The following is a 22,956-nucleotide window of genomic DNA, read 5'->3' as shown; positions in this document are numbered from 1 at the left end:
GTTTATTTTATCAACGTTTTCCAAATTAAATATCTAATTTTAATTTAAACCCGGGGGCCCCGGGGGGGGGGGGGGGCCAACCCGGGGGGGGGCCCCCCCGGCCCCCCCCCCGCCTCGTCGCGTCTGCGTCAGGCCTTGGTGAAGGCGAGGGCCACGTTGTGCCCGCCGAAGCCGAAGGCGTTGTTGATCGCAGCGGTCTGCTCCACGTGCCGCGGCTTGTCGGCGACCACGTCCACCTCGACCTTCGGGTCGAGCTTCTCGAGGTTCCGAGTAGCCGGGATGACACCGTTCTGCAGCGAGAGGATCGTCGCGATGCTCTCCACCGCTCCGGCGCCGCCGACCAGGTGGCCGAGGGAGCCCTTCGGCGCGGTCACCACGGCGCCGTCACCGATGGCGGCGCGCACCGAGTTGGCCTCGCCGACGTCGCCGACCACGGTCGACGTCGCGTGCGCGTTGACGTGCCCGATGTCCGACGGCTCCAGGCCGCCGGTGCGCATCGCCTTGCGCATCGCCGCGATCTGGCCGCGACCGTCCGGCGGGCTGCCGGTGATGTGGTAGGCGTCGGAGGTGATGCCCACGCCCGCCAGCCGGGCGTAGATCCGCGCGCCGCGCGCCTTGGCGTGCTCCGCGCTCTCCAGGATGACCACCCCGGCGCCCTCGCCCATCACGAACCCGTCGCGGTCGACGTCGAACGGGCGGGAAGCCCGCTCCGGGTCGTCGTTGCGGGTGCTCAGGGTCCGGGCCTGGGCGAACCCGGCGATGGTGACCGGGTGGATGCAGGACTCCGCACCACCGGCGACCACCACGTCGGCGTGCCCCTGCTGGATCATGTCGAAGCCCTTGGCCAGGCCTTCGGCGCCCGAAGCGCAGGCCGACGCGGGGGAGTGCACCCCGGCGCGGGCCCGCAGGTCCAGGCTGACCATCGCGGCCGGACCGTTGGGCATCAGCATCGGGACGGTCAGCGGCGAGACCTTCCGCAGCCCGTACTCCTCCAGCAGGTCGTCCTGCTCGAGGAGGGTCTTCGGGCCGCCGATGCCGGTGCCCAGCGCCACCCCGAAGCGGTCCGGGTCGACGTCCTCGGAGTCGTCGGTGGGCCGCTCGAAACCGGCGTCCGCCCACGCCTCGCGGGCGGCGATGACGGCGATCGCCTCGCAGCGGTCCATCCGCCGCAGCTGCACGCGCGGCAGGACCTCGGACGGATCGACCGCCAGCGGCGCGCCGATCTTGGCGGGCAGCTCGAAGCGGTCGACCCACTCCTCCTCGAGGCGCTTGATGCCGGTCGCGCCGGTCAGCAACCCGTCCCAAGTGGACGCGACGTCGCCGCCCAGCGGCGTCGTCGCGCCCAGCCCGGTGATGACGACTTCGGTCGTCATGCGTTCTTGGCGATGTAGTCCACCGCATCACCGACGGTCTTGAGGTTGGCCAGCTCGTCGTCCGGGATCTTCACGCCGAACTTGTCCTCGGCCTGCACGGCGATCTCGACCATGGACAGCGAGTCGATGTCCAGGTCGTCGACGAAGGACTTGTCGACGGACACGTCAGCGGCGTCGACACCGGCGACCTCTTCGACGATGCCGGCCAGACCCTTGGTGATTTCCTCGTTGGACACGGGTGTTTCCTTCCTGGTACTTGCGTTCCTCACCGCCGGCCTGCGGCCTGCGGCAGCTGGGGGTCAGGGGCAGACGGCGACCTGGGCGGAGTACGACAGCCCGGCCCCGAAGCCCACGAGCAGCATCACGTCCCCGCTGGAGATCTCCCCAGCACCCCGCATGTGGTCGATGGCCAGCGGGATGGACGCGGACGACGTGTTGCCGGAGTAGACGATGTCACGCGCGAGCACGAGGTCTTCACGCGCACCCTGGCTCTGCAGCTTCTTGGCGATGGCCTCCACGATCCGCAGGTTCGCCTGGTGCGGCACCAGGACGTCCACATCGGACAGCTTCAGACCAGCGGCTTCGACCGCGCGAGCGGCGACCGGAGCGATCTGGGTGGTCGCCCACCGGAAGACCGCCTGGCCTTCCTGGTAGATGTACTTGCCGTCGCGCAGGTAGATGGTGTCGACCAGGTCACCGGCGCTGCCCAGCGCGCTGGGGCCGATCTCGGGTTCGTCGGACGGGCCGACCACGGTCGCACCCGCGCCGTCGGCGAAGATGATGCAGTTCCCGCGGTCCTCCCAGTCGATCCACTCCTGGAACCGCTCGGAGCCGATCACCAGCACGTTCCGGGCCGAACCGGCGCGCACCGCGTCCGACGCGACGGACAGCGCGTAGACGAACCCGGCGCAGGCGGCGTTGACGTCGAAGGCGCCCTGGGCCTTGATGCCGATCTGGTCGGCGACCTGGGCCGCGGCGTTGGGGATGCCGCCCGGCATGGTGCAGGTCGCCACGATCACCTGGTCGATGTCGGCGGGCGTGAGACCCGCGTCGGCGACGGCCTTGGAGCCGGCCTCGGCGGCCATGTTCACCACGGTCTGGTTCTCGTCGCCGAGGCGGCGGTGGACGATCCCGACGCGCTGGCGGATCCACTCGTCGTTGGTGTCGACCAGCTTGGCCAGGTCGTGGTTGGTGACGATCCGGTTGCCCTGGGTGCTGCCGAAGCCGAGCAGGCGGGTGCCCGCCGGAGCGGCGTTCTGGGCGATGCGGGGCTTGGTCACTCGTCGCTCCCGAGCAGTTCGGCGACCTTGTCCAGGTCGGCGGGGGTCTTCAGAGCGACGGTCTTGACGCCCTTGAGTTCGCGGCGCACCAGGCCGCTGAGGGTGCCTGCGGGCGGGAACTCCACGACGGCCTCGACGCCCTGCTCGGCCAGCGCCGCCATGCAGCTGTCCCAGCGGACCGGGCTGGTCACCTGGGAGACCAGGCGGCGCACGATCTCGGCCGCGTCGGTGACCACCGCGCCGTCGGCGTTGGACAGCAGCGGCAGCGCGGCATCGCTCGAGCTGACCTGCTCGGCGTGCTTGGCCAGGGTGTCCTGCGCGGGCGCCATGAAGCGGGTGTGGAAGGCACCGGCGACCGGCAGCGGCCGGACGCGGGCCCCGGCGGGCGGTTCGGCGGCGAGCTGCTCGAGCGCGGACAGGCGGCCGGCGGCCACGATCTGACCTGCGCCGTTGCGGTTGGCCGGGTCCAGGCCGAGGTGCTCCAGGTGGGTCACCACGTCGTCGGCTTCGCCGCCGAGCACGGCGGACATGCCGGTCGGCTCCAGCGCGCACGCCGCGGCCATCTCCCGGCCGCGGACCGCGGCCAGCGCCACGGCGTCATCGGAGCTCAGCGCACCGGCGACCGCTGCGGCGGCCAGCTCGCCGACGGAGTGCCCGGCGACCGGGGTGCCCTCCGGCACGGTCACGCGGCGGCGCAGCTCCTCGCCGGCGATCAGCGACAGCGCCACCACCAGCGGCTGGGTGACCGCGGTGTCCTTGATCTCCTCGGCCTCCGCGGTGGTGCCGAGTCGGATCAGGTCCAGGCCGGTCAGCTCGGACCAGGCGCCGAGGCGTTCGGCGACGCCGTCCAGCTCTAGCCACGGGTTGAACATCCCTGGGGTCTGGGACCCCTGTCCAGGGGCGAGAAGCGCGATCACCCTTGCTACTGAACACGCCGCGGTGCGATCGGAGTGATGCCGGGACGGACGAAGTCCGGAGCGCAAAGTTGTGGGGTGTCTACAAGCGCCGAACGCGCCCGGCCCGGTGCGGGGGTGAATCGTTGTCGGGCGTGTCCGGTCGGTGACTCACCGGTCAACGGCGGTAAACCCCTGGTACCGGGCGTGACCGCGGTGTCACCAGAGGCCGTGCGCCTTGGCCAGCCTGCCGACCGCCAAGCCCACCCGCAGCACGTGCGCGTCGCGGGCGTTGGAGGGCGTGCGACCGGTGAGTTCCGCCACCCTGCGCAGCCGGTACCGGACGGTGTTGGGGTGCACGTACAGCTGCCGCGCGCAGTTCTCCAGTACGCCGCCGACCTCGAGGTAGGTGTCGACGGTCTCCATCAGGGAACCGCCGGCGTCCACCAGCGGCAGCACGATCCGCTCGACCAGCTGCCGCTCGGCCTCCGGGTCGCCGGCCAGCGCCCGCTCGGGCAGCAGGTCGCCGGAGGGCACCGGGCGCGGTGCGGTCGGCCAGGCCACCACGGCCCGCAGCGCGGACATCGCGTCCGCGGCCGAGCGGTGCGCCTCGGCCAGGCTCGGCGCGGTCGGTCCGACGACCACCGGGCCCTCGTCGAACGCCTCGGACAGCCGCAGCGCCGTCTCCTCGGTGGACCGGCCGTCTTCGGTGCTGCCGAAGACGAGCACCAGCCGGGAGCCCTGCACGCCGAGCAGCACCGGGCAGCCGACCCGCGCCGCGCGGCTGCGCACCTGGTAGACGATGGTCGGCGGGTCGTCGGACGGGGCGTTGCCGACCAGGACGGTCGCCTCGGAGGAGGGCTCCCAGCCCAGCGCAGCGGCCCGCGACAGCAGTGATTCCTCGGCGTCGCCGCGCACGATCCCGTCGACGACCAGCGCCTCCAGCCGCGCGTCCCACGCACCGCGTGCCTCGGCGGCGGCGGCGTAGGAGGTCGCGGCGGCGAAGGCGATCTCGCGGGTGTAGCGCAGGATCGACTCGGTCAGCAGGGTGCGCTCGTACTGCTCGTCGGCCAGCTCCGGGAGCTGCTGCTCGAACACGTCGATCGCAACCCGCACCAGCTCCAGCGTCTGCCGCAGGCTGACCCAGCGGGACAAGTCGCGCGGGGCGGCGCGGAACGCCTCTGCGGTCAGCCGGATCGCCTCGGTCGGGTCCTGCAGCCAGGCCACGAAGTTGGACACGCCGGTCTGGGTCACCAGCAGCACGCTGGCGCGCTGGTCGGCGGGCAACCGGCGGAACCACGGCAGCCGCTGCTCCATCGCGCTGACGCTGGACCCGGCCAGCCCGCCCGAAGCGCGCTCCAGGCGGCGGAGCGTGGCGGCCGAGATCTGCCGCTGCGTACCGGTATCCCGCTCACCTGCGCGTTCGGTACTCATGACTCCAGAATCGCACGCCGTCGATCAGCGGTGGCGGGCACCGGTTCGCCGGTGCGGGCGGGCTCACATCCCCGGCTGCGTTGACCCCGGGTGATTTTCTTTAATCCATTCGGGGAATCAATTCCCCCTTTCGAGTCGGGCTTTCGGTTTGTCGATTCGCCGACTAGAGGAAACGATCACCCACTAACGTCGCCCGTCGGCTTTTCCGAGGTGAAATCGTGGATACCTTGCAAACAGGGCTGGCCCAGGCCTGGGCCGCCATCGCCACATTCGTGCCGAAGCTCTTCATGTTCCTGATCATCCTGCTCATCGGATGGCTGATCGCCAAGGCGATTTCGAAAGCCATTCAGGTGCTCTTCGTGCGGCTCGGGTTCAACCGGCTGCTCAAGCGCGCCGGCCTGGCCGACATGACGGCCAAGTCGCAGGTCGATCTCGGCGGCCTGCTGATCAAGGTCGTCTACTACTTCGTCCTGCTGATCTTCCTGCAGCTCGCGCTCGGCGCCTTCGGCCCGAACCCGGTCAAGGACCTGATCGACCAGATCGTGCTGTTCCTGCCGCGCGTGCTCGTCGCGATCGTGCTGGTGCTGGTGGCCGCCGCGGTCGGCCGCGTGGTCGGCGACCTGGTGCGCGGCGCCCTGGGCGGCCGCCCGATCGGCGGCGTGCTGAGCAAGATCACCTTCGGCTTCATCGTCGCCCTCGGCGTGATCGCCGCGCTGAACCAGATGGGCATCGCGCTCACCGTGACCACCCCGATCCTGGTGACCGTGCTGGCCACCATCGGCGGTGTGATCGTCGTCGGTGTCGGCGGCGGTCTGATCGGCCCGATGCAGCAGCGCTGGGGGAAGTGGCTGAGCGGCGTGGAAGCGCAGTTCGGCACCGCCAACGGCAGCAAGAAGAACGGCGCGGAACCGGCCCCGGAGCCGACGAATCCGCACACCAGCGGACTCTGATCCGCCGGAAAGCCGAATGGTCGGGACTCACCCGTTGGGTGGGTCCCGACCATTTTCACGCACTTGGCCGTGGTCGCCCGGATTCGATGGCGACACCATGGAGGAACGGATCAAGCCAGGAGAGTGATCAGGTTGGCATTGCCCCTCGTCTGGCTGGCGGACGCGCTGCGCGCGGCAGGGCTGACGGTGGTCGAAACCGACGGCTGGCGGGAGCGCACCGCCACCTCGGGGCCGCAGCCGGCACCGGTCGGCGTGCTCGAGCACCACACCGCCACGCCTGCTTCTCGCGAGAACCCAGCACCGAGCGTTCAACTCTGCATCGACGGTCGCCCCGACCTGGCCGGACCGCTCTGCCACGCGGTGATCGGCTTCGACGGGGTGGTGCACATGATCGCCGCCGGCCGCGCCAACCACGCGGGCGAGGCGAAGGCCTCCGGTCCCAACCCGGAAGGCGACGGCAACACCCTCTACGTCGGCTTCGAGTGGGACTACCAGGGCGTCGACCAGGGGCCGAGCCCGGAGCAGTACTCGGCGGCGCTGAAGGCGACCCGCGCGGTGCTCGACCACCTGGGCCGCCCGATGGACGCCGCGCGCGGTCACAAGGAGACCAGCACCACCGGCAAGATCGACCCCGGTCACGTCGACATGGACCGGTTCCGCGCCGATCTCGGGAACAAGGACCAGGAGGACCAGATGACCCCGGACCAGGACGCGATCCTCCGGCGGCTGGAGCAGGAGCTGCTCGGCCCGCGCGGACCGAACGGCGAGATCCAGGGCTGGCACACCGAGGTCGGGCCGCGCACCGTCGTCGCGATGCTCGTCGACCTGGTGAACACCGTGGTGGGCAAGCAGCAGGCGCCGCAGATCCCGGCGCAGGCGGGGGCCGCGGACCCGGAGGCGATCAAGAAGGCGTTCCAGGCGATGCCGCCGGACCAGGCGGCACCGCTGCTGGCGGAGCTGGTCCGGATCCAGCAGGCCCGCCAGCTCACCCCGGAGCAGCACGCCGCCCAGCAACCCCAGCAGTAGGGATCAGGACGAGAGCCCCGTCGTGCCGACCAGGTGCGGCGGGGCTTCTTCGTTCGGGGAGCCGCTCAGCGGATCAGACGTCGCGGGCGGTGCGGCGCTGGGCTCGCTTGTCCCGCTGGTCCAGCAGCCGCTTGACCAGCGCGGGCTGCTGCTTCAGGGCTTCGGGCTCGTCCAGCAGGCGGTTCAGCCGCTGGTAGTAGCGGTTCGGGGAGAACCCGAAGCGCTCCTGGATGACCCGCTCCTTGTTGCCCTGGTACTGCCAGTGCTCGAGCTCGAACGCGAGGATGGCGTGATCGGTGTCGTTCATCCGGCGTCCCCTCCTCGAGCTGCTGATCGAGTCTACCGGCGCCTGCACGCCTGTTCGATCGGCCATCCGAGGGCGTTGCTCACACCGCCGCTCCCGCACCCCTGCGGCGCATCGAGAGCAGGAGCCCGGCCAGCGCTGATCCGGACAGCAGCACCACCAGCCCGCACACGCCCGGCCAGCCGAAGTGCGCGAAAGCCCGCACCCCGAGCCAAGATCCGGCGCTGCCGCCGAGGTAGGCGCAGGTCATGTAGGCCGTGTTGAGCCTGCTGCGGGCTTCCGGGCGCAACGCGTAGATCCGCACCTGGTTGGCGACCATGCCCGACTGCATCGCGACGTCGAGCACCAGCGTGCCCAGTACGAGGGACACCAGTCCCACCGCCCCGCCGAAGCTGCCGACGGCGAGCAGCGCGGCCGACGTGATCGTGCCGATCGTGCACACCAGGTTGACGGCGTCCGGACCCCGCCGATCCGCTTGGCGGCCGGCGATCGGAGTGCAGACCATGGTCGCCGCGCCGACCACCGCGAGCGCTCCGACGGCCGGTGCGCCGAGCCCGTAGACCGGACTGGTGAGCAGCAGGGCCACCCCGGTCCAGACGGCGGTGAAGCTCCCGAACACCATCGCCTGGTAGAAGCAGGAACGCCGCAGTTCGGGCTCGGTGCGGAGCAGCTGCAGCGATTCGCCGAGCAACGCCGGATAGCGCTGCGCCGACGGAGGTTCCGTGCTCGGCAGCGCGCACGCCAGGACGACGGCCACGATCAGGACGAGCGCCGCGGACACCAGGTACGGAGCCCGCCACCCGAGCCACTCGCCGAGCGAACCGCCGAACGCGCGGGATAGCAGCATCCCGCCGATCGACCCGCTCAGCAGCGTCCCGATGACCGCGCCGCGGCGGTGCTCGCCCGCCAAACCGGCGGCGAACGGGCTGATCAGGGGTGCGATCACGTTCGTGGTGCCGATCAGGGCGCTCGCTGCCACGAGCGGTGGCAGCGCGGGAGCCGCTGCGGCCGTCAGCAGGCCGAGGCCGGTGATGGCGAGCAGGGACGTGATCAGCAGCCGGTGCGGGACGCGGTCGCCGAGCGGCACCAGCAGGAAGATGCCGATCGAATAGCCGAACTGCACGGCCGTCGCGACCATGGCAGCCGCGTCGACGGGGACGCCCAGGCCGGTGGCGACCAGGGGGCTGATCGCCTGCGGGAAGTAGATGTTGCCAACGCTGATCCCGCAGGTCAGGGACAGCAGCAGGACGAGAGCGCGGTTCATCGGTCGAGCCCGTGGTCACGTGGGGCGTCGGATCTGCGCACCAGGAGAAGATCCAGGGCGCTTCGGTCGCCGTGCAACCGGTTTTCGCGCCAGGAGCCGATGTGACGCGACGCACGTATTGGCGCGGGAACAGATCAGCAGGCGCACGATGTTGCGCAGAACGAACGAAGTCGTGCGCTCCGGGGCTCGGTGAAAATCCGAACCGGCGGTAACAGTCCGCGAACCGGCGCCTCGCCCCGCGAGGTGTCGGCCGATCCGGTGGAATTCCGGAACCGACGGTGAAAGTCCGGATGAGAGGCAGCGCACGGGTCGACCGGGGTAGGGCTGTCGGTGTCGGCAGGTGTCCGCTCCGGGCTGCCCGCATACCCCGGTGCGCACGTCGCAGGTGGGAGGAGCGGGCGTGCAGGCTGTCGCGGAATGGGTGCTCGGCAACGGGATCACCGTGCTGGGCCAGCAGATCTCGTGGGCGGAACTCGTCGGGCAGCTGTGCGCCCTGGCAGTGGTCTTCCTCGCCCAGCGCAGGACCTTGGCTACCTGGCCGGTGCAGGTCTCGGCGACGGTGCTGCTGTTCGCCGTCTACGCCTCGGCGCACCTGGGCGGGCTGGCCGTCCGGCAGGTGATGATCCTGCTGATCTCGATCTACGGTTGGTGGGCGTGGAACCGCCGCAGCGACCCGGTCTACGGCGTCGTGGTGCGCAAGGCTTCCGTCGTGGAGCGGCTCGTGCTGGTCGGTGCGCTGGCCATCGGCACGTCCGCGTTCGCGCTGCTGCTGTCCGCATTGGACGCCTCGTGGGCGCCGTGGCCGGACTCCTGGATCTTCATCGGCACTCTGGTCGCGTTCTGGGCGCAGGGGCGCGGTCTTGTCGAGTTCTGGCTGGTCTGGTTGGCCGTGGACGCGGTGGGCGTCCCGCTGCAGATCGCGTCCGGCCTGCACTTCAGTGCGGCGATCTACGTGGTCTTCGCCGCCCTGGTGATCCACGGTTGGTGGAGCTGGAACCGCACGGCCCGCGTGCAACGCGCTCGGCAGAGCGTCGCCGTGGAGGCCTGAACGAACACGAAAGTGCCTTCACCGCTTGACTCCTGACGTTCGGCGGTGGTGGATGCGAGTCGTCGCACATCGCCGAAAGGGGTCGAAATGGGGCGTCTCGCGCGCAGCGCGGTGGTTCCGCTGGCGGTCGGTGCTCTGCTCGTGACGCCGGTGGCGTCCGCGCAGGAGCGGACCGCTGCACCGACGACGGGTTTCGAGCAGACCGACGGCAGCCGGTGGACGACACCGGAGGAGGAGACCGAGTTCCTGCAGGCCGTTGACGAGGCCAGCCAGCAGGTTTCGGTCGAGCAGATCGGCAAGACCAAGCAGGACCGCCCGCTGCGGTTGGTCCGCGTCGGCGCTCGGGGAGCGCGCACCGCAGTGCTGTTCACCTGCTCGCAGCACGGCGACGAGCCCTCCGGCCGCGAGGCCTGCCTGAGCACCATCCGCGATCTCGGGCTGTCCGAAGACCCGGAGGTGCGCAAGTTCCTGAGCACCACGAGCGTGCTGTTCGTGCCGAACGCCAACCCGGACGGCAACGTCGCCAACACCCGCGGCAACGCCGACGGCGTGGACATCAACCGCGACCACATCGCGCTGAACACGCCGGAAGCGCAAGCCGTGGCGGAGGTGATCCGCGACGAGCGGCCCGACGTGGTGCACGACCTGCACGAGTACGGCGCCAAGCCGCCTTACTACGTCAAGGACCTCCTCGCGCTGTGGCCGCGCAACCTCAACGCCGCCGAAGGCGTGCACGACGAGTCGGAGCGGTTGTCCGAGGAGTACGTCCGGCCCGCGGTCGAGGACACCGGGTTCTCCACCGGCATCTACGGCATCTGGACGGACCCGGAGACCGGTGAGCCGGTCAAGCAGGTCGCCGGCGACGGGCAGGAGCGGATCCTGCGCAACACCATCGGCGTCAAGAACGCTCTCGGCCTGCTGGTGGAAACCCGCGTCGACCCGCTCACCGACGAGGAGAAGGCCGATCCGGCGGTCAACAACCGCCGCCGCGTCGACTCCCACCGCACCGGGGTCGCGGCCACGCTGCGGATGATGTCCGAGCGCCGCGCCGAGATCGCGACCGCGACCGCTACCGCCCGGCAAGCGGGTCTGCTCGGCCAGGGGCCGATCTACTTCGACGGTGCGGACAACGAGGCTCCGAGCCAGGTCGACGAGAACCCGCCGTGCGCGTACGGCCTGACGGCGGACCAGTTCGGTGCGGTGCGCGACAAGCTCGACCTGCACGGCGTGCGCAGCACACCCGGCCCGGACGGCGGGCGAGTGGTGCCGATGCGTCAGGAGGCCCGCTCGCTGGTCGCCCTCCTGCTCGACTCCCGCGCGCAGTTCCACATCGCCGAAGGCCGACCGCTGTCCTGCTGAGCCGTCCGGTGCTCCGCCGAGCCGCAGTTTCAATTGAAACTGCGGATCTCGTGAGGGGCCAGGCGCAGTTTCAATTGAAACTGCGGTCCACGGAGTGAGATGGGCGTAACCGGTCAGAGTCGGCTGATGACGGCTTCGGTGACGCCTTCGGTGCCGCATTCGGGGGTGCCGTCCGGACGCAACCGGACGGCACCTCCGGCGTATGCGGACTCGACCGCCGCCTCGATCCGCCGTGCGGTGGCGGTGGCCCCGACGTGTTCCAGCAGCATTGCTGCGCTGCGGATTTGCGAGGTCGGGTTGGCCCGGCCGGTTCCGGCGAGCGACGGGGCGCTGCCGTGCACGGGCTCGAAGTAGGCCGCGGTGCCGCCGATGTTGCCCGACGGGCACATGCCCAGCCCGCCGACCGTCGCCGCACCCAGGTCGCTGAGCATGTCGCCGACGAAGTTCTCGGTGACCAGCACGTCGAAGTGCGCCGGATCGGCCACCAGGTCGTGCGCGGCGGCGTCGGTGTAGCGGTGGTCCGCTTCGACGTCCGGGTACTGCACGGCGATCTCGTCGAAGATCGCGCGGAAGAACGCGAAGCTGCGCAGCACGTTGCTCTTGTCCACGCAGGTCACCCGCTGCACGCCGTCCTTCGGCGCACCGGAGCGCTTGCGCGCCAGCTCGAAGGCGAACCGGACGATCCGCTCGACGCCGACGCGGGTCATCAGCAGCTGATCGCTGGCCGCGTGGTCGTTGCGCACCCCGCTGCCGCGCGAGAGGTACAAGCCCTCGGTGTTCTCGCGGACGATCACGTAGTCGATCGGTGAACCGGTCTCCCGCACGCCCGGCAGCAGCCGGACCGGCCGCACGTTGGCGTAGGTGTCCAGCCCGTTGCGCAGCACGCCGCCCAGCACACCGGCCTCCGTGCCGTCCGGATGCCGCACCTCGGGCAACCCGACCGGACCTTTCAGCACGGCGTCGTAGGTGGTCCGGAACCGCTCCAGCGCGCCTTCGGCCAGCGGTGCGCCGGTTTCGGTGAAGGTCCGCGCCCCGCCGGGTTCGTCGACGAACTCGATCGAGATCCCGTCGGCGTCCGCCGCGGCGGCCAGGACCTCCCGTGCGCTGCCCACCAGTTCGGGGCCGATTCCGTCGCCGTCGATGCATGCCACCCGCATCCGGGCAGTATGGATCATCCGGACAGCAGTATTACCCGGTGGCCATGCGCGAGCTCCGGCCGCGACGGCTCCGACATGACTACCGGGTCCTGCCGTACGTCTCGAAGCCGGGCGCCCCGGCGACGACGGCGGCCAGCTTCGTCACCCAGGACCGGGACCCGGGCCTCCACGCGGTCTGACCCGCGGGGGCACCTCCGCTGCGGAGGTGCCCCCGCGTTCCGCTCGATCAGGCGAGGCCGGAGTCCGACGTCTGCGGTCCGGCGGCCTGGACGTCGTCCAGGCGGTAGCGGCGGGTCGCCTCGACGACCGCGGACCTGTCCACCTGGCCGGTGCGCGCCAGCGCGGCCAGCGTCGCGACCACAGTGGACTCCGCGTCGACCAGGAACACCCGTCGCGCGGCCGGGCGGGTGTCGGAGAACCCGAACCCGTCCGCACCCAGGCTCACCATGTCGCCCGGTACCCACGGCCGGATCAGGTCCGGCACCGCGCGCATCCAGTCGCTGACCGCGACGACCGGCCCTTCGGCCTGCGACAGCGCTCGCGTCACGTGCGGCACCTGCGGTTCGGCCTCCGGGTGCAGCAGGTTGTGCCGGTCGGCGGCCTCGGCTTCGCGCCGCAGCTGCGACCAGGACGTCGCCGACCACACGTCGGCCTGCACGCCCCACTCCTCGGCGAGCATCTGCTGCGCCTTCAGCGCCAGCGGCATGGTCACGCCCGAGGTGAGGATCTGGGCCTTCGGCCCCTCCCCGCCGGGAGCGGCCTGGTAGCGGTACAGGCCGCGCAGCAGCCCGTCGACGTCCAGCCCGGACGGCTCGGCCGGCTGCTGGTACGGCTCGTTGTAGATGGTCAGGTAGTAGAAGACGTTCTCGGCGTCCTCGCCGTACATCCGCCGCAGGCCGTCCTTGACGATGTGCGCCACCTCGAACGCCCACGCCGGGTCGTAGGCGACCACCGCCGGGTTCGTCGCCGCGAGCAGCTGCGAGTGCCCGTCGGCGTGCTGCAGGCCCTCACCGGTCAGCGTGGTCCGCCCGGCGGTCGCGCCGAGCACGAACCCGCGGGCCATCTGGTCGGCGGCGGCCCAGAAGCCGTCACCGGTGCGCTGGAAGCCGAACATCGAGTAGAAGATGTAGATCGGGATCATCGGCTCGCCGTGCGTGGCGTAGCTGCTGCCCGCCGCGGTGAACGACGCGGTCGACCCGGCCTCGTTGATGCCCTCGTGCAGGATCTGCCCCTGCTCGCTCTCCCGGTAGGCCAGCATCAGCTGGTAGTCCACCGGCGTGTAGAGCTGGCCGAGCGGGTTGTAGATCTTCTGCGACGGGAACATCGAGTCCATGCCGAACGTGCGCGCCTCGTCCGGGATGATCGGCACGATCCGCGGCCCGATCTCGGGGTCCTTGGCGAGGTCCTTGAGCAGCCGGACGAACGCCATCGTGGTGGCGACTTCCTGCTTGCCCGAACCCCGCTTGATCACCTCGTAGACCTTGTCGCCGGGCAGCACCAGCGGCTTGGCCTTGGTCCGCCGCTCCGGCAGGTACCCGCCCAGCTGGCGGCGCCGGTCCTGCAGGTACTGGACCTCCGGCGCGTCCTGGCCGGGGTGGTAGTACGGCGGCAGGTAGGGGTCGAGCTGGTCGTCGGAGATCGGGATCCGCAGGCTGTCCCGGAACTGCTTCAGGTCGTCCAGGGTCAGCTTCTTCATCTGGTGGGTGGCGTTGCGGCCCTCGAAGTGCGGGCCGAGGCCGTACCCCTTGATCGTCTTGGCCAGGATGACGGTCGGCTGGCCGTGGTGCTCGGTGGCCGCCTTGTACGCCGCGTAGATCTTGCGGTAGTCGTGCCCGCCGCGGCGCAGGCCCCAGATCTCGTCGTCGGAGAGGTGCTTGACCATGTCCTTGGTGCGCGGGTCGCGGCCGAAGAAGTGCTCCCGGACGAACGCCCCGTCGTTGGCCTTGTAGGTCTGGTAGTCGCCGTCCGGGGTGGTGTTCATCAGGTTGACCAGCGCGCCGTCGCGGTCGGCGTGCAGCAGCGCGTCCCACTCGCGGCCCCAGATCACCTTGATCACGTTCCACCCGGCGCCGCGGAAGAACGCCTCCAGCTCCTGGATGATCTTGCCGTTGCCGCGCACCGGCCCGTCCAGCTGCTGCAGGTTGCAGTTGATCACGAAGGTGAGGTTGTCCAGACCGTCGTTGGCGGCCACCTGGAGCAGGCCGCGCGATTCGGGCTCGTTCATCTCGCCGTCGCCGAGGAACGCCCACACCCGCTGCTGGCTGGTGTCCTTGATGCCGCGGTCGTGCAGGTAGCGGTCGAACCGGGCCTGGTAGATCGCGTTCATCGGGCCCAGGCCCATGGAAACGGTGGGGAACTCCCAGAAGTCCGGCATCAGCCGCGGGTGCGGGTAGGACGGCAGTCCGCCGCCGGGGCCGGCGTGCGAGTACTCCTGGCGGAACCCGTCGAGCTGGTCGGCGGACAGCCGGCCTTCGAGGAACGCGCGGGCGTAGATGCCGGGGGAGGCGTGGCCCTGGATGTAGAGGTGGTCGCCGCCGCCGGGGTGGTCCTTGCCGCGGAAGAACCAGTTGAACCCGACCTCGTAGAGGCTGGCCGAGGACGCGAACGACGAGATGTGGCCGCCCACGCCGACGCCCGGGCGCTGCGCGCGGTGCACCATCATCGCCGCGTTCCACCGCATCCAGGCCCGGTAGCGGCGTTCGGTCTCCTCGTCGCCGGGGAACCAGGGTTCCTGCTCGGTGGCGATGCTGTTGACGTAATCAGTGCTGGTCAGCGACGGGACGCCGACGCCGCTCTCGCGGGCTCGCTGCAGCAGGCGCAGCATCAGGTAGCGCGCTCGTTGCTGCCCGTGGCCCGACAGCACCGAGTCGAAGGACTGCAGCCACTCCTGGGTCTCCTCCGGATCGATGTCCGGCAGGTGGGAGGCGAGACCGTCCCGGATGACCCGAACCCGCTGGGTGGGGGCGGCACCGGAGTCGTTGTTGAGCGGGGACAAAGGGAACTCCTCGACTGCGTCGTGGCGGTGGCGGGGTGTTCGAACAGTGACTTCGAACACTGTCATCGTCCCCCATTTCGGCCACCGATGCGCACACCTGCGGCGGCCGTGCCGCGAACCAGGCTTTTGGTGGTGGATTTCCCGGTCTACAGTCAGTGGCCTGACCGCTGCTGCGGCGTGTCGTGCCGCCAGCAGTTGCGCCGATGGTGGTTCGCAGTGTTCGCTATCGGCCATATCTGGAAGACGTGCGGCACCACGCGGGTGTCGCACCTGTGCATTGGAGGAGTGAGCAAACCGTGGTCGCCGCGGGAGACGCCGGTAAAGGCGAAGCCGACGTCGCCGAGAGGCTCGACATCGAGCCCGAGATGGTTGTTCAGGAAATCGGCTGGGAAGAGGATGTCGACGATGATGTCCGGGCCGCGATCGAGGAACGTTGCGGGAGCGAACTCCTCGACGAGGATGCCGACGAAGTGGTCGATGTCGTGCTGCTGTGGTGGCGCGAAGACGACGGCGACCTGACGGACACGCTTCTCGACGTCATGACGCCGCTGTCCGACGACGGGGTCATCTGGGTGCTGACCCCGAAGACCGGCCGGGATGGATCGGTCGACCCGGCCGACATCACGGAGGCAGCGTCGACGGCGAACCTGGCCCAGACGGCCAACGTGACCGTCAGCGACAGCTGGAAGGCAACGAGGCTGGCCTACCGGTCCAGCAAGGCCAAGCGCTGACGATCGACGAGTTCCAGCACGTGGGCACCGGTGGAATCCATCGGTGCCCACGTGCGTCTCGTCGGTGTAGGTTCGGCGGTGACAAGGTCACGTCGAACAGGAGGGTTCGCCCATGACGGTCGAGGTCGGTGCGCAGGCGCCGGACTTCACTCTGCCGGACTACAACAAGGAAAAGGTCTCGCTGGCCGATTTCCGCGGCAAGAAGAACGTCCTGCTGGTCTTCTACCCGTTCGCGTTCAGCGGGGTGTGCCAGGGCGAGCTCTGCCAGGTCCGGGACGACCTCAGCGATTTCCAGAACGATGACGTCCAGGTGCTGGGCGTGTCGGTCGACTCCCCGTTCGCGCTGAAGGCGTGGGCGGACAAGGAGGGCTACACCTTCCCGCTGCTGTCGGACTTCTGGCCGCACGGTGAGATCGCCAAGGCCTACGGCGTGTTCAACGAGGCGGCCGGCATGGCCAACCGCGGCACGTTCTTGATCGACACCGAGGGCAAGGTCCGCTTCGCCGAGGTGAACCAGCCGGGCGAGGCCCGCGACCAGAACGTCTGGAAGAAGGCTCTGGCCGAACTCACGGCCTGATCCGGTTCTGGAGGTGGCCGACCGGGTGCCCGGATCGCCCGAACCGACGGGTAAGGTGTCGGCGGTGATCAACCGGGCCCCCGGCCCGGCCGGCCACCACCCAGGGCGCATAGCTCAGCGGAAGAGCACTTGCCTTACAAGCAAGGGGTCGTAGGTTCGAACCCTACTGCGCCCACTCCTTCGATCTGGTGTTGATTCGGATCGAGCGCCCCCGCGACTTCTTCCACCGGTTGGGCGCCGATGCCGAGGTCGGGTTGCTCGCCACCTACCGCTCCTGCACCTGGATCCACGAGTACGTCTTCCCGGGCGGGATGCTGCCCTCGCCGGAAGAGGTGGGGAGCGGTCGCCAGGGGTGATGAGATCGCCTTCGCGCAGCTCTACGACCACATCGCGGACCCGGTGTTCGGCCTGGTGCAGCGCATCGTGCGCGATGCGGCGCAGTCCGAGGGGGTCACGCAGGAGGTGCTGGTGACCTACCACCGCGGGTACACCTACCGGCAGGCCGCGGGGCTGTGCGGGACGGTCTGATCAGCCTGCGCGACTGCTTGGGGTGGCTCGACGAGCACGGATCCGGCGACTGGTGCCTGCGCGGTGGGCGCCTCGACGACGTCGTGATGCCGCTGCCTGCCTGAGCACCCGTCCCGACCGGCATGGATCAGCTGGAGGCAGGACATGTTCGCCGAGATGCGGTGCTCGAAGCGGGAAGCTGTCGCCGCCGCAGCGGTTCTCATCGGCGCAGTGCTGGTGGTCGCGGTGATCGGGTCGATTGCCGCGGCCACGTCCGCCGAGCAGTACGCGTCGCTGCAGCAACCGCCATGGGCCCCGCCTCCGTGGTTGTTCGGCCCGGTGTGGACGGTCCTGTACGCCTTGATGGCGGTCGCCGGGTGGCGTGCTTGGTGCGCCGGGCCGGGCCGGTCGCGAGGCCCCGCCATGGCTTGGTACGGGGTGAACCTGGTGCTCAACGCGGCGTGGACGCCGTTGTTCTTCGTCGCGGGCCAGCGCCCGTCGGCGTTGTTCGAGATCGTCCTGCTCGACGTCGTGATCGTGGTGACTGCGGTGCTGTTCTGGCGGCGAGATCGGTTGGCGGGGGTGCTGCTGTTGCCCTACCTGGCTTGGACGCTGTTCGCCACGGCGCTCAACGCGTCGATCGTGGCGCTGAACTGACCGCTGGCGTCACGGTTGTCCGCGGTCGGCGCGGAACTGCGCGTTGGCCGCGTCGACGTCGACGATCGGGGCGGGATAGCCGAGGCGGTCGAGGTCGGCTGGGTCGATGCGCCGCGGGTCGTGCAGCGCCTTCGCGGGCAGGCTGCGCAGTTCCGGGACGTAGCGGCGGATGTACTCGCCGGTCGGGTCGTACCGCTCGGCTTGGCGGACGGGGTTGAGCACCCGGTTCGGGCGGGTATCGGTGCCGGTGCCCGCCATCCACTGCCAGTTCATGTTGTTGTTGGCGATGTCGCCGTCCACCAGCAGGTCGAGGAAGTGCTGGGCACCCAGGCGCCAGTCGAGGTGGAGAGTCTTGGCCAGGAAGCAGGCCGTGATCATCCGTGCCCTGTTGTGCATCCAGCCCTCCGCCGCGAGCTGGCGCATCCCGGCATCGACGAGGGGAACGCCGGTGCGGCCGTCGCACCACGCCCGGAACGCCTCCGGGTCTTCGCGCCACTGATCGCCCCTCGGGCGGTAGTCGCGGTGGCTGGACGCGGGGCGAGCGGCGAGCACCTGGTGGTGGAAGTCCCGCCAGGCGAGCTGGCGGACGAAGGCGCGCTCGGGTTCGCTGTTCCCGGCCCGGTCGACGAGTTCGACCGGGGATACGCAGCCGAAGTGCAGGTACGGCGACAGCCGCGACGTCGCGTCGCCGGCGAGGTCGTCGTGTCCGCTCTCGTACTCCGCGATCCCGTCGGCGAACCACTGCCGCGCGAGCTGCCGACCCGCGGACTCGCCGCCGGTCGGCAGCTCCGGCGACAGCTCCCCGGGGCAGAGCTCCTCGCGGGTGGGCAGTTTGCCGGTCCGCAGCCGAGGCATCCGCAGCGCCTCGGGCGTGGCCGCGACGCGTCGCATCGGCGCGGCGGCCCAGCGGTGGAAGTACGGGGTGAACACAGCGAAGTGGTCTTTGCCGCCCGGGACGAGGTCGCCCGGTGGGTGCGCGGTCACCACGGCGTCGTGGACGTGCAGCGCGCACTCGCGGGTGCGCAGAGCCTCTCGCAGGCTGTCCTCGCGGGCTTGCGCGTAGGCGCTGACGTCGGCGGCCACGTGGACTTCGGTCGCGCCCACCTCGTCGGCCAGCCCCGCGACCTCGGTTGCGGGAGTGCCGGTTCGCACGACGAGACCGCCGCCGAGTTCACCGAGCGAAGTGCGCAGGTCTCGGAGGCAGTCCAGCAGGAAAGCGGTGCGGTTCGGCCGGGTGAAGGGGCCGCGCAGCACTGCTTCGTCGAGCACGAACAGAGGGATCACTCGATCAGCCCGTGCGGCGTGCTGCAGGACCGGGTTGTCGTGGACCCGCAGATCGCGGGTGAACAGGCAGATCGACGTGCGCAACGATTTCGCCCTCGTCTCACGGGAATTCGGTCGAGGCTATCAGCGGGCGAAGCCGCGAACCCCTTTCGGACAGCTGCGTGCCGGACGCCGCTCAACCCGATCGTGGAACGGAGTTCCGCTTGCCCGGTGCGGAAACGGGGTACCCAGCGCGGATGGGAACCGGGGGATCGAAGTTGTGCCTGGTGACCGGCGCCACCGGTTACGTGGGTGGGCGGCTCGTGCCGCGCTTGCTGGTCGACGGGTACCGGGTGCGCTGCTTGGTCCGGACGCCGGAGAAGCTCCGCGACGTGCCGTGGCGCGACCAGGTCGAGGTGGTGCGCGGAGACCTGCTGGACGCCGATGAGGTGCGGGCGGCCTGCGAAGGCGTGGACGTCCTGTACTACCTCGTGCATTCCTTGCAGCAGAAGGGTTTCGGCGATCTGGACCGGCGTGCGGCGTCCATCGCGGGGCGGGCCGCGCAGCAGGCCGGGGTGTCGCGGATCGTCTACCTCGGCGGAGTTCATCCCGCTACCGGGCAGTTGTCGGAGCACCTGCGGTCGCGCGCCGAGGTGGGGGAGATGCTGCTGAGCAGCGGCGTGCCGACTGCGGTCCTGCAGGCTGCGGTGATCATCGGTTCCGGTTCGGCCAGCTTCGAGATGTTGCGGTACCTCACCGAGCGCCTGCCTGCGATGGTCACGCCGCGCTGGGTGAGCAACCGCGTCCAGCCGGTCGCCGTGCGGGACGTGCTGCACTACCTGGTCGCGGCGGCGGATCTGCCCGCCGAGGTCAACCGGTCCTTCGACATCGGCGGTCCGGACGTCCTCACCTACGCGGAGATGATGCGCACCTACGCCGCGGTGGCCGGACTTCCGCGGCGGCTGATGGTGCCGGTCAGCGTCCTGTCGCCCAAGCTCAGCTCGCTGTGGATCAACATCGTGACCCCGGTGCCGCGCAGCATCGGCATGCCGCTGATCGAGTCGCTGGTCAGCGAGGCCGTCTGCGCCGAGCACGACATCGACGACCACATCGCGCGCCCCGAGGGAGGGCTGACCCGCTTCCGCGATGCGGTCGCGTTGGCGCTGCGCAAGATCCAGCGCGGTGAGGTCGAGACGCGGTGGTCGGACGCGTCACCGGTCAGCGCCCCGTGGGAGCCGATCCCGTCCGACCCGGAGTGGTCCGGTGGCACCGTCTACCGGGATGTGCGCGAGCGCATCACCAGCGAGTCCCCGGAGGCCGTCTGGCGCGTTGTCGAAGGCATCGGCGGCCGCAACGGGTGGTACTCGTTCCCGCTCGCCTGGGCGGTGCGGGGGTGGATCGACCGGCTGCTGGGCGGCGTCGGCCTGCGCCGCGGACGGCGTGATCAGGAGCGGCTGCGCACGGGCGATGCGCTGGACTGGTGGCGGGTCGAGGAGCTGGCGGAGGGCCGTTTCCTCCGGCTGCGCGCCGAGATGAAGGTGCCGGGCCGGGCTTGGCTGGAGCTGTCCGTCGAGCCTGCGCAGGGCGGTACGCGCTACCGGCAGCGCGCGGTGTTCATCCCCCGCGGCCTGCTGGGGCACCTCTACTGGTGGGCGGCGGCGCCGTTCCACGGCTTGGTCTTCGGCGGCATGGTGCGCAGGATTCTCGGTGCTGCCGCTCGAAGTGCGTCCAGCGCCGTCGGGACTACTTCGACAGGTGGGCCGCGAAAGCGGCGAACTCCTCCTGCTGTTCGGGGGTCATGAGTTCTTTCGGGATCGTCAGGGCTTGGGCTTTGCCGAACATCGCGTACCAGGCTTCCGGGGTTTCGACTATCCGGTTCAGGCCTTGCCAGCGGAAGCGGGATTCCGCCAGGGGGTAGGTGATCTGGGCCCATTCGTCGGTCAGGGACAGGTGGTAGCCCTGCTTGATCACTTCGGACTGCATGCGCATTCCCGAGGCCACCGTGAGCGGGACGACCGCGAACAGCAGCACCAGGCCGCCGGCGAGGATGCCGTATCCGGCGGATGACGTCGGGTCGAGCGCGAGGACCGCGGCGCCGAGGACGAGGAAGACCACGCCCAGGATGCGGAAGGGCTTCATCTGGCGGTTGGCGAGGAAGCGCAACGTGCGTCGCAGGCGCTGCTCGTCGTAGGGCACCGAGGTCGAGATCTGCATCAGTGGATCTTAGAGCTCGTTCGGGCGCGGCAGCGCGGGTTTTCGCTGGATGCAAAGCGCTTCGCGGCCGGGGGCAGCGGGGGCGGGTGCCGGTGCGGATGATGTGGGCATGGGTCAGCGGGACGAGCTCGTCGAGGTTGCGGGGGCGTTGGAGCGGCTTGCTGCCGCTTCCACTGGTGGGGACTGGCGCGTTGGCGGGTTGCTCGCCACGCGGCCGGAGGTGGTCGCCGATCTCGGTGGCGGTTCGACCGAGCACATCGCCGAGGCGCGGGCTAGGAGCGCTCGGTGGATCGCTGCTTTCTCGCCGGCTCTCGCGGCGCCGCTCGCCGACTGGCTGCGGTCGGCTGCTGAGCAGGAACCCGTCGATCCTGCTGCTCTTGCGTTCGCTCGGACGTTGGCGGAGCGACTCCCCTCGCGATCGTCAACTTGTGGTTGACGACAAGAGAGCGTCAACCTATGGTTGACGTATGGATGAGATGAAGATTTCCAACCACGTTTCGCTGGACGAGTTGATCAACGCCATCAAGAAGGTGCACGGCGACGCGCTCGAACAGCTCTCCAGCGCCGTTGTCGCCGGGGAGCACCTCGGGGAGGTCGCCGACCACCTGATCGGGCACTTCGTCGACCAGGCCCGGCGGTCCGGGGCCTCGTGGACCGACATCGGCAAGAGCATGGGCGTCAGCAAGCAGGCCGCGCAGAAGCGGTTCGTGCCGAAGGGGCCCGGTGAGGTCTCCGACCTCGACCCCAGCCAGGGGTTCAGCCGGTTCACCCCGCGCGCCCGCAACGTCGTGGTGCTGGCGCAGAACGAGGCCCGCGCGGCCGAGAACGCCGAGATCCAGCCGGAGCACCTGGTGCTCGGAGTGCTGGGGGAGCCCGACGGGCTCGGCGCCAAGGCCATCGTCGCGCAGGGCGTTTCGCTCGACGCCGTTCGACAGGCGGTGGTCGAGTCGCTCCCCGCCGCGGCCGATGAGATGCCGGCGCTCGTCCCGTTCGACGGGGCGGCGAAGAAGGTGCTGGAGCTGACCTTCCGGGAAGCGCTGCGGCTCGGGCACAACTACGTCGGCACCGAGCACATCCTGCTGGCGCTGCTGGAGAACGAGGCCGGGACCGGCGTGCTCTCCGGGTTCGGGATCGAGAAGGCCGCCTGCGAGGAGAACATCGCGGCCAACCTGGCCGAGATCACCGGGAAGCTCGCGGAGTGACCTGATCGAGTTGTGCTGCCAGCCGCCGAAGTTGAGCATGAGCTGCGGAAACTTCGGGGGAGGAGCGGCGATGGCCGGTGCGGAATCGACCACGCGAGAGCGGCTGGCGGAGGAGATCCGCTCGCTGCGGGCGCGGCGGAAGCGGCTGGTGGACGAGCTGGTGCAGAGCGCCGGCCCGGGCGACAGCGGCGACTCGTCGCAGGAGCTGCAGGGCGGGGACGAGATCGTCGCGATCGACGACCGCATCGCCGAACTGGAGAACCTGCTCGCCGGTGGGATCGAGGTGCAGGGCGTGGCCCCGGGGACCGAAGTGGTGCTGCGCTCGGCCGACGGTTCGACCCAGACCTACAAGGTCGTGGCGATCCCCGAGGAAGTCCTGGCCGGAGAGGAGGACATCACGGTGACCTCCGAAAGCCCGCTGGGACTGGCGCTGGTGCACAGCGAGCAGGGCGAGACGGTCCGGTATCCGACGCCCGACGGCCAAGCCGAGGTCGAAGTCCTCAGCATCCGCCGACCGAGCTGACGACCGAGGGGCTGGGGCTCCGAACGCGATTTCAATGGAATTTCGAGGTCCGATTTCCATTGAAATCGCACCAATCCCCCCGCACCCGGGCATGTCGGGCGCCTACAAGAACTTCGGCCGCTTCCTCGGCGTACTGGAAGTGCACCCTTTCCTACCCAAGATGGACGGGCACCAGGAGATCGTGGTGCTCGACTCGGAC

24 protein-coding genes, 1 tRNA gene and 1 riboswitch are annotated in these 22,956 nt (G+C 70.0%); of the genes, 14 read left to right on the top strand and 11 right to left on the bottom strand.

Features of this window, described 5'->3' with window-relative positions; translation table 11 throughout:
• Positions 1–128: 128 nt before the first annotated feature.
• From ABTZ89_RS14795 to ABTZ89_RS14775, 5 genes are all read right to left on the bottom strand, one after another.
• Positions 129–1,373: a beta-ketoacyl-[acyl-carrier-protein] synthase family protein gene (locus tag ABTZ89_RS14795; protein ID WP_351044538.1), complete on the bottom strand. Its 1,245-nt coding sequence runs from the start codon at positions 1,371–1,373 to the stop codon at positions 129–131.
• Positions 1,370–1,609, bottom strand: coding sequence for an acyl carrier protein (locus tag ABTZ89_RS14790; protein WP_270952537.1), 240 nt, complete (start codon positions 1,607–1,609; stop codon positions 1,370–1,372). Before ABTZ89_RS14790 ends, ABTZ89_RS14795 begins: the two co-directional genes overlap by 4 nt.
• A 63-nt stretch (positions 1,610–1,672) precedes the next feature.
• Positions 1,673–2,653, bottom strand: a complete 981-nt coding sequence (locus tag ABTZ89_RS14785; RefSeq protein WP_270952536.1) for a beta-ketoacyl-ACP synthase III — start codon at positions 2,651–2,653, stop codon at positions 1,673–1,675.
• A complete protein-coding gene (locus ABTZ89_RS14780; RefSeq protein ID WP_351044534.1) occupies positions 2,650–3,570 on the bottom strand; it encodes an ACP S-malonyltransferase in 921 nt (306 codons plus the stop codon). Before ABTZ89_RS14780 ends, ABTZ89_RS14785 begins: the two co-directional genes overlap by 4 nt.
• Before the next feature lie 195 nt (positions 3,571–3,765).
• Positions 3,766–4,980 (bottom strand): PucR family transcriptional regulator, encoded by a 1,215-nt coding sequence (locus tag ABTZ89_RS14775; protein ID WP_270952534.1) that lies wholly within the window; start codon positions 4,978–4,980, stop codon positions 3,766–3,768.
• Between the two features lie 218 nt (positions 4,981–5,198).
• Between ABTZ89_RS14775 and ABTZ89_RS14770 the strand changes: the two genes are divergently transcribed.
• Together ABTZ89_RS14770 and ABTZ89_RS14765 are read left to right on the top strand one after the other, a co-directional pair.
• Entirely contained in the window at positions 5,199–5,930 is a 732-nt protein-coding gene (locus ABTZ89_RS14770) for a mechanosensitive ion channel family protein (RefSeq protein ID WP_270952533.1), read from the top strand.
• Between the two features lie 132 nt (positions 5,931–6,062).
• Positions 6,063–6,956 carry a peptidoglycan recognition protein family protein gene (locus ABTZ89_RS14765; protein WP_351044529.1) on the top strand — a complete coding sequence of 298 codons (894 nt, stop codon included), beginning with the start codon at positions 6,063–6,065 and terminating at the stop codon, positions 6,954–6,956.
• Positions 6,957–7,029: 73 nt separating this feature from the next.
• Here the strand turns inward: ABTZ89_RS14765 and ABTZ89_RS14760 are convergent, their stop codons facing one another.
• Both ABTZ89_RS14760 and ABTZ89_RS14755 read right to left on the bottom strand, forming a co-directional pair.
• Complete coding sequence (locus tag ABTZ89_RS14760) at positions 7,030–7,263, bottom strand: DUF3263 domain-containing protein (protein WP_270952531.1); 234 nt, start codon at positions 7,261–7,263, stop codon at positions 7,030–7,032.
• Positions 7,264–7,342: 79 nt separating this feature from the next.
• The gene (locus ABTZ89_RS14755; protein ID WP_351044526.1) at positions 7,343–8,524 is read right to left on the bottom strand and encodes an MFS transporter; all 1,182 of its coding nucleotides are present in this window, start codon (positions 8,522–8,524) and stop codon (positions 7,343–7,345) included.
• A gap of 172 nt (positions 8,525–8,696) precedes the next feature.
• Positions 8,697–8,830, top strand: a riboswitch (FMN riboswitch).
• Between the two features lie 94 nt (positions 8,831–8,924).
• Between ABTZ89_RS14755 and ABTZ89_RS14750 the strand changes: the two genes are divergently transcribed.
• Complete coding sequence (locus ABTZ89_RS14750; protein WP_351044524.1) at positions 8,925–9,572, top strand: nicotinamide mononucleotide transporter family protein; 648 nt, start codon at positions 8,925–8,927, stop codon at positions 9,570–9,572.
• Between the two features lie 87 nt (positions 9,573–9,659).
• Positions 9,660–10,931: a M14 family metallopeptidase gene (locus ABTZ89_RS14745; protein ID WP_351044521.1), complete on the top strand. Its 1,272-nt coding sequence runs from the start codon at positions 9,660–9,662 to the stop codon at positions 10,929–10,931.
• A gap of 113 nt (positions 10,932–11,044) precedes the next feature.
• Here the strand turns inward: ABTZ89_RS14745 and ABTZ89_RS14740 are convergent, their stop codons facing one another.
• A complete protein-coding gene (locus ABTZ89_RS14740; RefSeq protein WP_351044518.1) occupies positions 11,045–12,088 on the bottom strand; it encodes an isocitrate/isopropylmalate dehydrogenase family protein in 1,044 nt (347 codons plus the stop codon).
• A gap of 38 nt (positions 12,089–12,126) precedes the next feature.
• On the opposite strand from ABTZ89_RS14740, the gene ABTZ89_RS14735 reads away from it, so the two are divergent.
• Positions 12,127–12,267 (top strand): hypothetical protein, encoded by a 141-nt coding sequence (locus ABTZ89_RS14735; protein WP_270952553.1) that lies wholly within the window; start codon positions 12,127–12,129, stop codon positions 12,265–12,267.
• Between the two features lie 47 nt (positions 12,268–12,314).
• On the opposite strand, the gene aceE is transcribed toward ABTZ89_RS14735, so the two are convergent.
• Positions 12,315–15,083, bottom strand: a complete 2,769-nt coding sequence (gene aceE / locus ABTZ89_RS14730; protein WP_270952526.1) for a pyruvate dehydrogenase (acetyl-transferring), homodimeric type — start codon at positions 15,081–15,083, stop codon at positions 12,315–12,317.
• A gap of 296 nt (positions 15,084–15,379) precedes the next feature.
• Between aceE and ABTZ89_RS14725 the strand changes: the two genes are divergently transcribed.
• The 6 genes from ABTZ89_RS14725 to ABTZ89_RS14700 all read left to right on the top strand — a co-directional run bounded on the left by ABTZ89_RS14725 (position 15,380) and on the right by ABTZ89_RS14700 (position 17,555).
• On the top strand, positions 15,380–15,814 hold the full coding sequence (locus ABTZ89_RS14725) for a DUF3052 domain-containing protein (RefSeq protein ID WP_270952525.1): 435 nt from the start codon (positions 15,380–15,382) through the stop codon (positions 15,812–15,814).
• 112 nt (positions 15,815–15,926) lie between these two features.
• The gene (locus ABTZ89_RS14720; protein ID WP_270952524.1) at positions 15,927–16,391 is read left to right on the top strand and encodes a peroxiredoxin; all 465 of its coding nucleotides are present in this window, start codon (positions 15,927–15,929) and stop codon (positions 16,389–16,391) included.
• A 103-nt stretch (positions 16,392–16,494) separates the two neighbouring features.
• Positions 16,495–16,566 (top strand) — tRNA-Val (locus ABTZ89_RS14715).
• A 13-nt stretch (positions 16,567–16,579) separates the two neighbouring features.
• Positions 16,580–16,747: a hypothetical protein gene (locus ABTZ89_RS14710; protein ID WP_351044545.1), complete on the top strand. Its 168-nt coding sequence runs from the start codon at positions 16,580–16,582 to the stop codon at positions 16,745–16,747.
• Positions 16,748–16,790: 43 nt separating this feature from the next.
• Positions 16,791–16,919 carry a hypothetical protein gene (locus ABTZ89_RS38955; protein WP_502949549.1) on the top strand — a complete coding sequence of 43 codons (129 nt, stop codon included), beginning with the start codon at positions 16,791–16,793 and terminating at the stop codon, positions 16,917–16,919.
• A gap of 144 nt (positions 16,920–17,063) precedes the next feature.
• Entirely contained in the window at positions 17,064–17,555 is a 492-nt protein-coding gene (locus ABTZ89_RS14700) for a TspO/MBR family protein (RefSeq protein WP_408641928.1), read from the top strand.
• Between the two features lie 9 nt (positions 17,556–17,564).
• Here the strand turns inward: ABTZ89_RS14700 and ABTZ89_RS14695 are convergent, their stop codons facing one another.
• A complete protein-coding gene (locus ABTZ89_RS14695) occupies positions 17,565–18,923 on the bottom strand; it encodes a cryptochrome/photolyase family protein (protein WP_351044514.1) in 1,359 nt (452 codons plus the stop codon).
• A gap of 152 nt (positions 18,924–19,075) precedes the next feature.
• On the opposite strand from ABTZ89_RS14695, the gene ABTZ89_RS14690 reads away from it, so the two are divergent.
• Entirely contained in the window at positions 19,076–20,620 is a 1,545-nt protein-coding gene (locus ABTZ89_RS14690) for an SDR family oxidoreductase (RefSeq protein WP_351044512.1), read from the top strand.
• Here the strand turns inward: ABTZ89_RS14690 and ABTZ89_RS14685 are convergent.
• Positions 20,562–21,032, bottom strand: a complete 471-nt coding sequence (locus ABTZ89_RS14685) for a YcxB family protein (RefSeq protein WP_351044509.1) — start codon at positions 21,030–21,032, stop codon at positions 20,562–20,564. The two genes, ABTZ89_RS14690 and ABTZ89_RS14685, sit on opposite strands and share 59 nt — an antisense overlap.
• A 476-nt stretch (positions 21,033–21,508) precedes the next feature.
• Here ABTZ89_RS14685 and ABTZ89_RS14680 point away from each other — a divergent pair, with 476 nt between their 5' ends.
• Entirely contained in the window at positions 21,509–22,234 is a 726-nt protein-coding gene (locus ABTZ89_RS14680; RefSeq protein WP_351044541.1) for a Clp protease N-terminal domain-containing protein, read from the top strand.
• 70 nt (positions 22,235–22,304) lie between these two features.
• Positions 22,305–22,757, top strand: coding sequence for a GreA/GreB family elongation factor (locus ABTZ89_RS14675; RefSeq protein WP_351044506.1), 453 nt, complete (start codon positions 22,305–22,307; stop codon positions 22,755–22,757).
• Positions 22,758–22,956 lie beyond the last annotated feature (199 nt).

The organism is Saccharopolyspora sp. NPDC002686, assembly GCF_040295745.1.
Classification (GTDB): domain Bacteria; phylum Actinomycetota; class Actinomycetes; order Mycobacteriales; family Pseudonocardiaceae; genus Saccharopolyspora; species Saccharopolyspora oryzae.
This window is presented reverse-complemented; position numbering and strand designations above follow the sequence as displayed.

Coding starts and splice junctions, on each gene's coding strand:
- ABTZ89_RS14755 (WP_351044526.1), bottom strand. CDS start 8,524: ATGAACCGCGCTCTCGTCCTGCTGCTGTCCCTGACCTGCGGGATCAGC.
- ABTZ89_RS14675 (WP_351044506.1), top strand. CDS start 22,305: ATGGCCGGTGCGGAATCGACCACGCGAGAGCGGCTGGCGGAGGAGATC.
- ABTZ89_RS14795 (WP_351044538.1), bottom strand. CDS start 1,373: ATGACGACCGAAGTCGTCATCACCGGGCTGGGCGCGACGACGCCGCTG.
- ABTZ89_RS14690 (WP_351044512.1), top strand. CDS start 19,076: ATGGGAACCGGGGGATCGAAGTTGTGCCTGGTGACCGGCGCCACCGGT.
- ABTZ89_RS14740 (WP_351044518.1), bottom strand. CDS start 12,088: ATGCGGGTGGCATGCATCGACGGCGACGGAATCGGCCCCGAACTGGTG.
- ABTZ89_RS14700 (WP_408641928.1), top strand. CDS start 17,064: ATGTTCGCCGAGATGCGGTGCTCGAAGCGGGAAGCTGTCGCCGCCGCA.
- ABTZ89_RS14760 (WP_270952531.1), bottom strand. CDS start 7,263: ATGAACGACACCGATCACGCCATCCTCGCGTTCGAGCTCGAGCACTGG.
- ABTZ89_RS14685 (WP_351044509.1), bottom strand. CDS start 21,032: ATGCAGATCTCGACCTCGGTGCCCTACGACGAGCAGCGCCTGCGACGC.
- ABTZ89_RS14745 (WP_351044521.1), top strand. CDS start 9,660: ATGGGGCGTCTCGCGCGCAGCGCGGTGGTTCCGCTGGCGGTCGGTGCT.
- ABTZ89_RS14720 (WP_270952524.1), top strand. CDS start 15,927: ATGACGGTCGAGGTCGGTGCGCAGGCGCCGGACTTCACTCTGCCGGAC.
- ABTZ89_RS14775 (WP_270952534.1), bottom strand. CDS start 4,980: ATGAGTACCGAACGCGCAGGTGAGCGGGATACCGGTACGCAGCGGCAG.
- ABTZ89_RS14680 (WP_351044541.1), top strand. CDS start 21,509: ATGAAGATTTCCAACCACGTTTCGCTGGACGAGTTGATCAACGCCATC.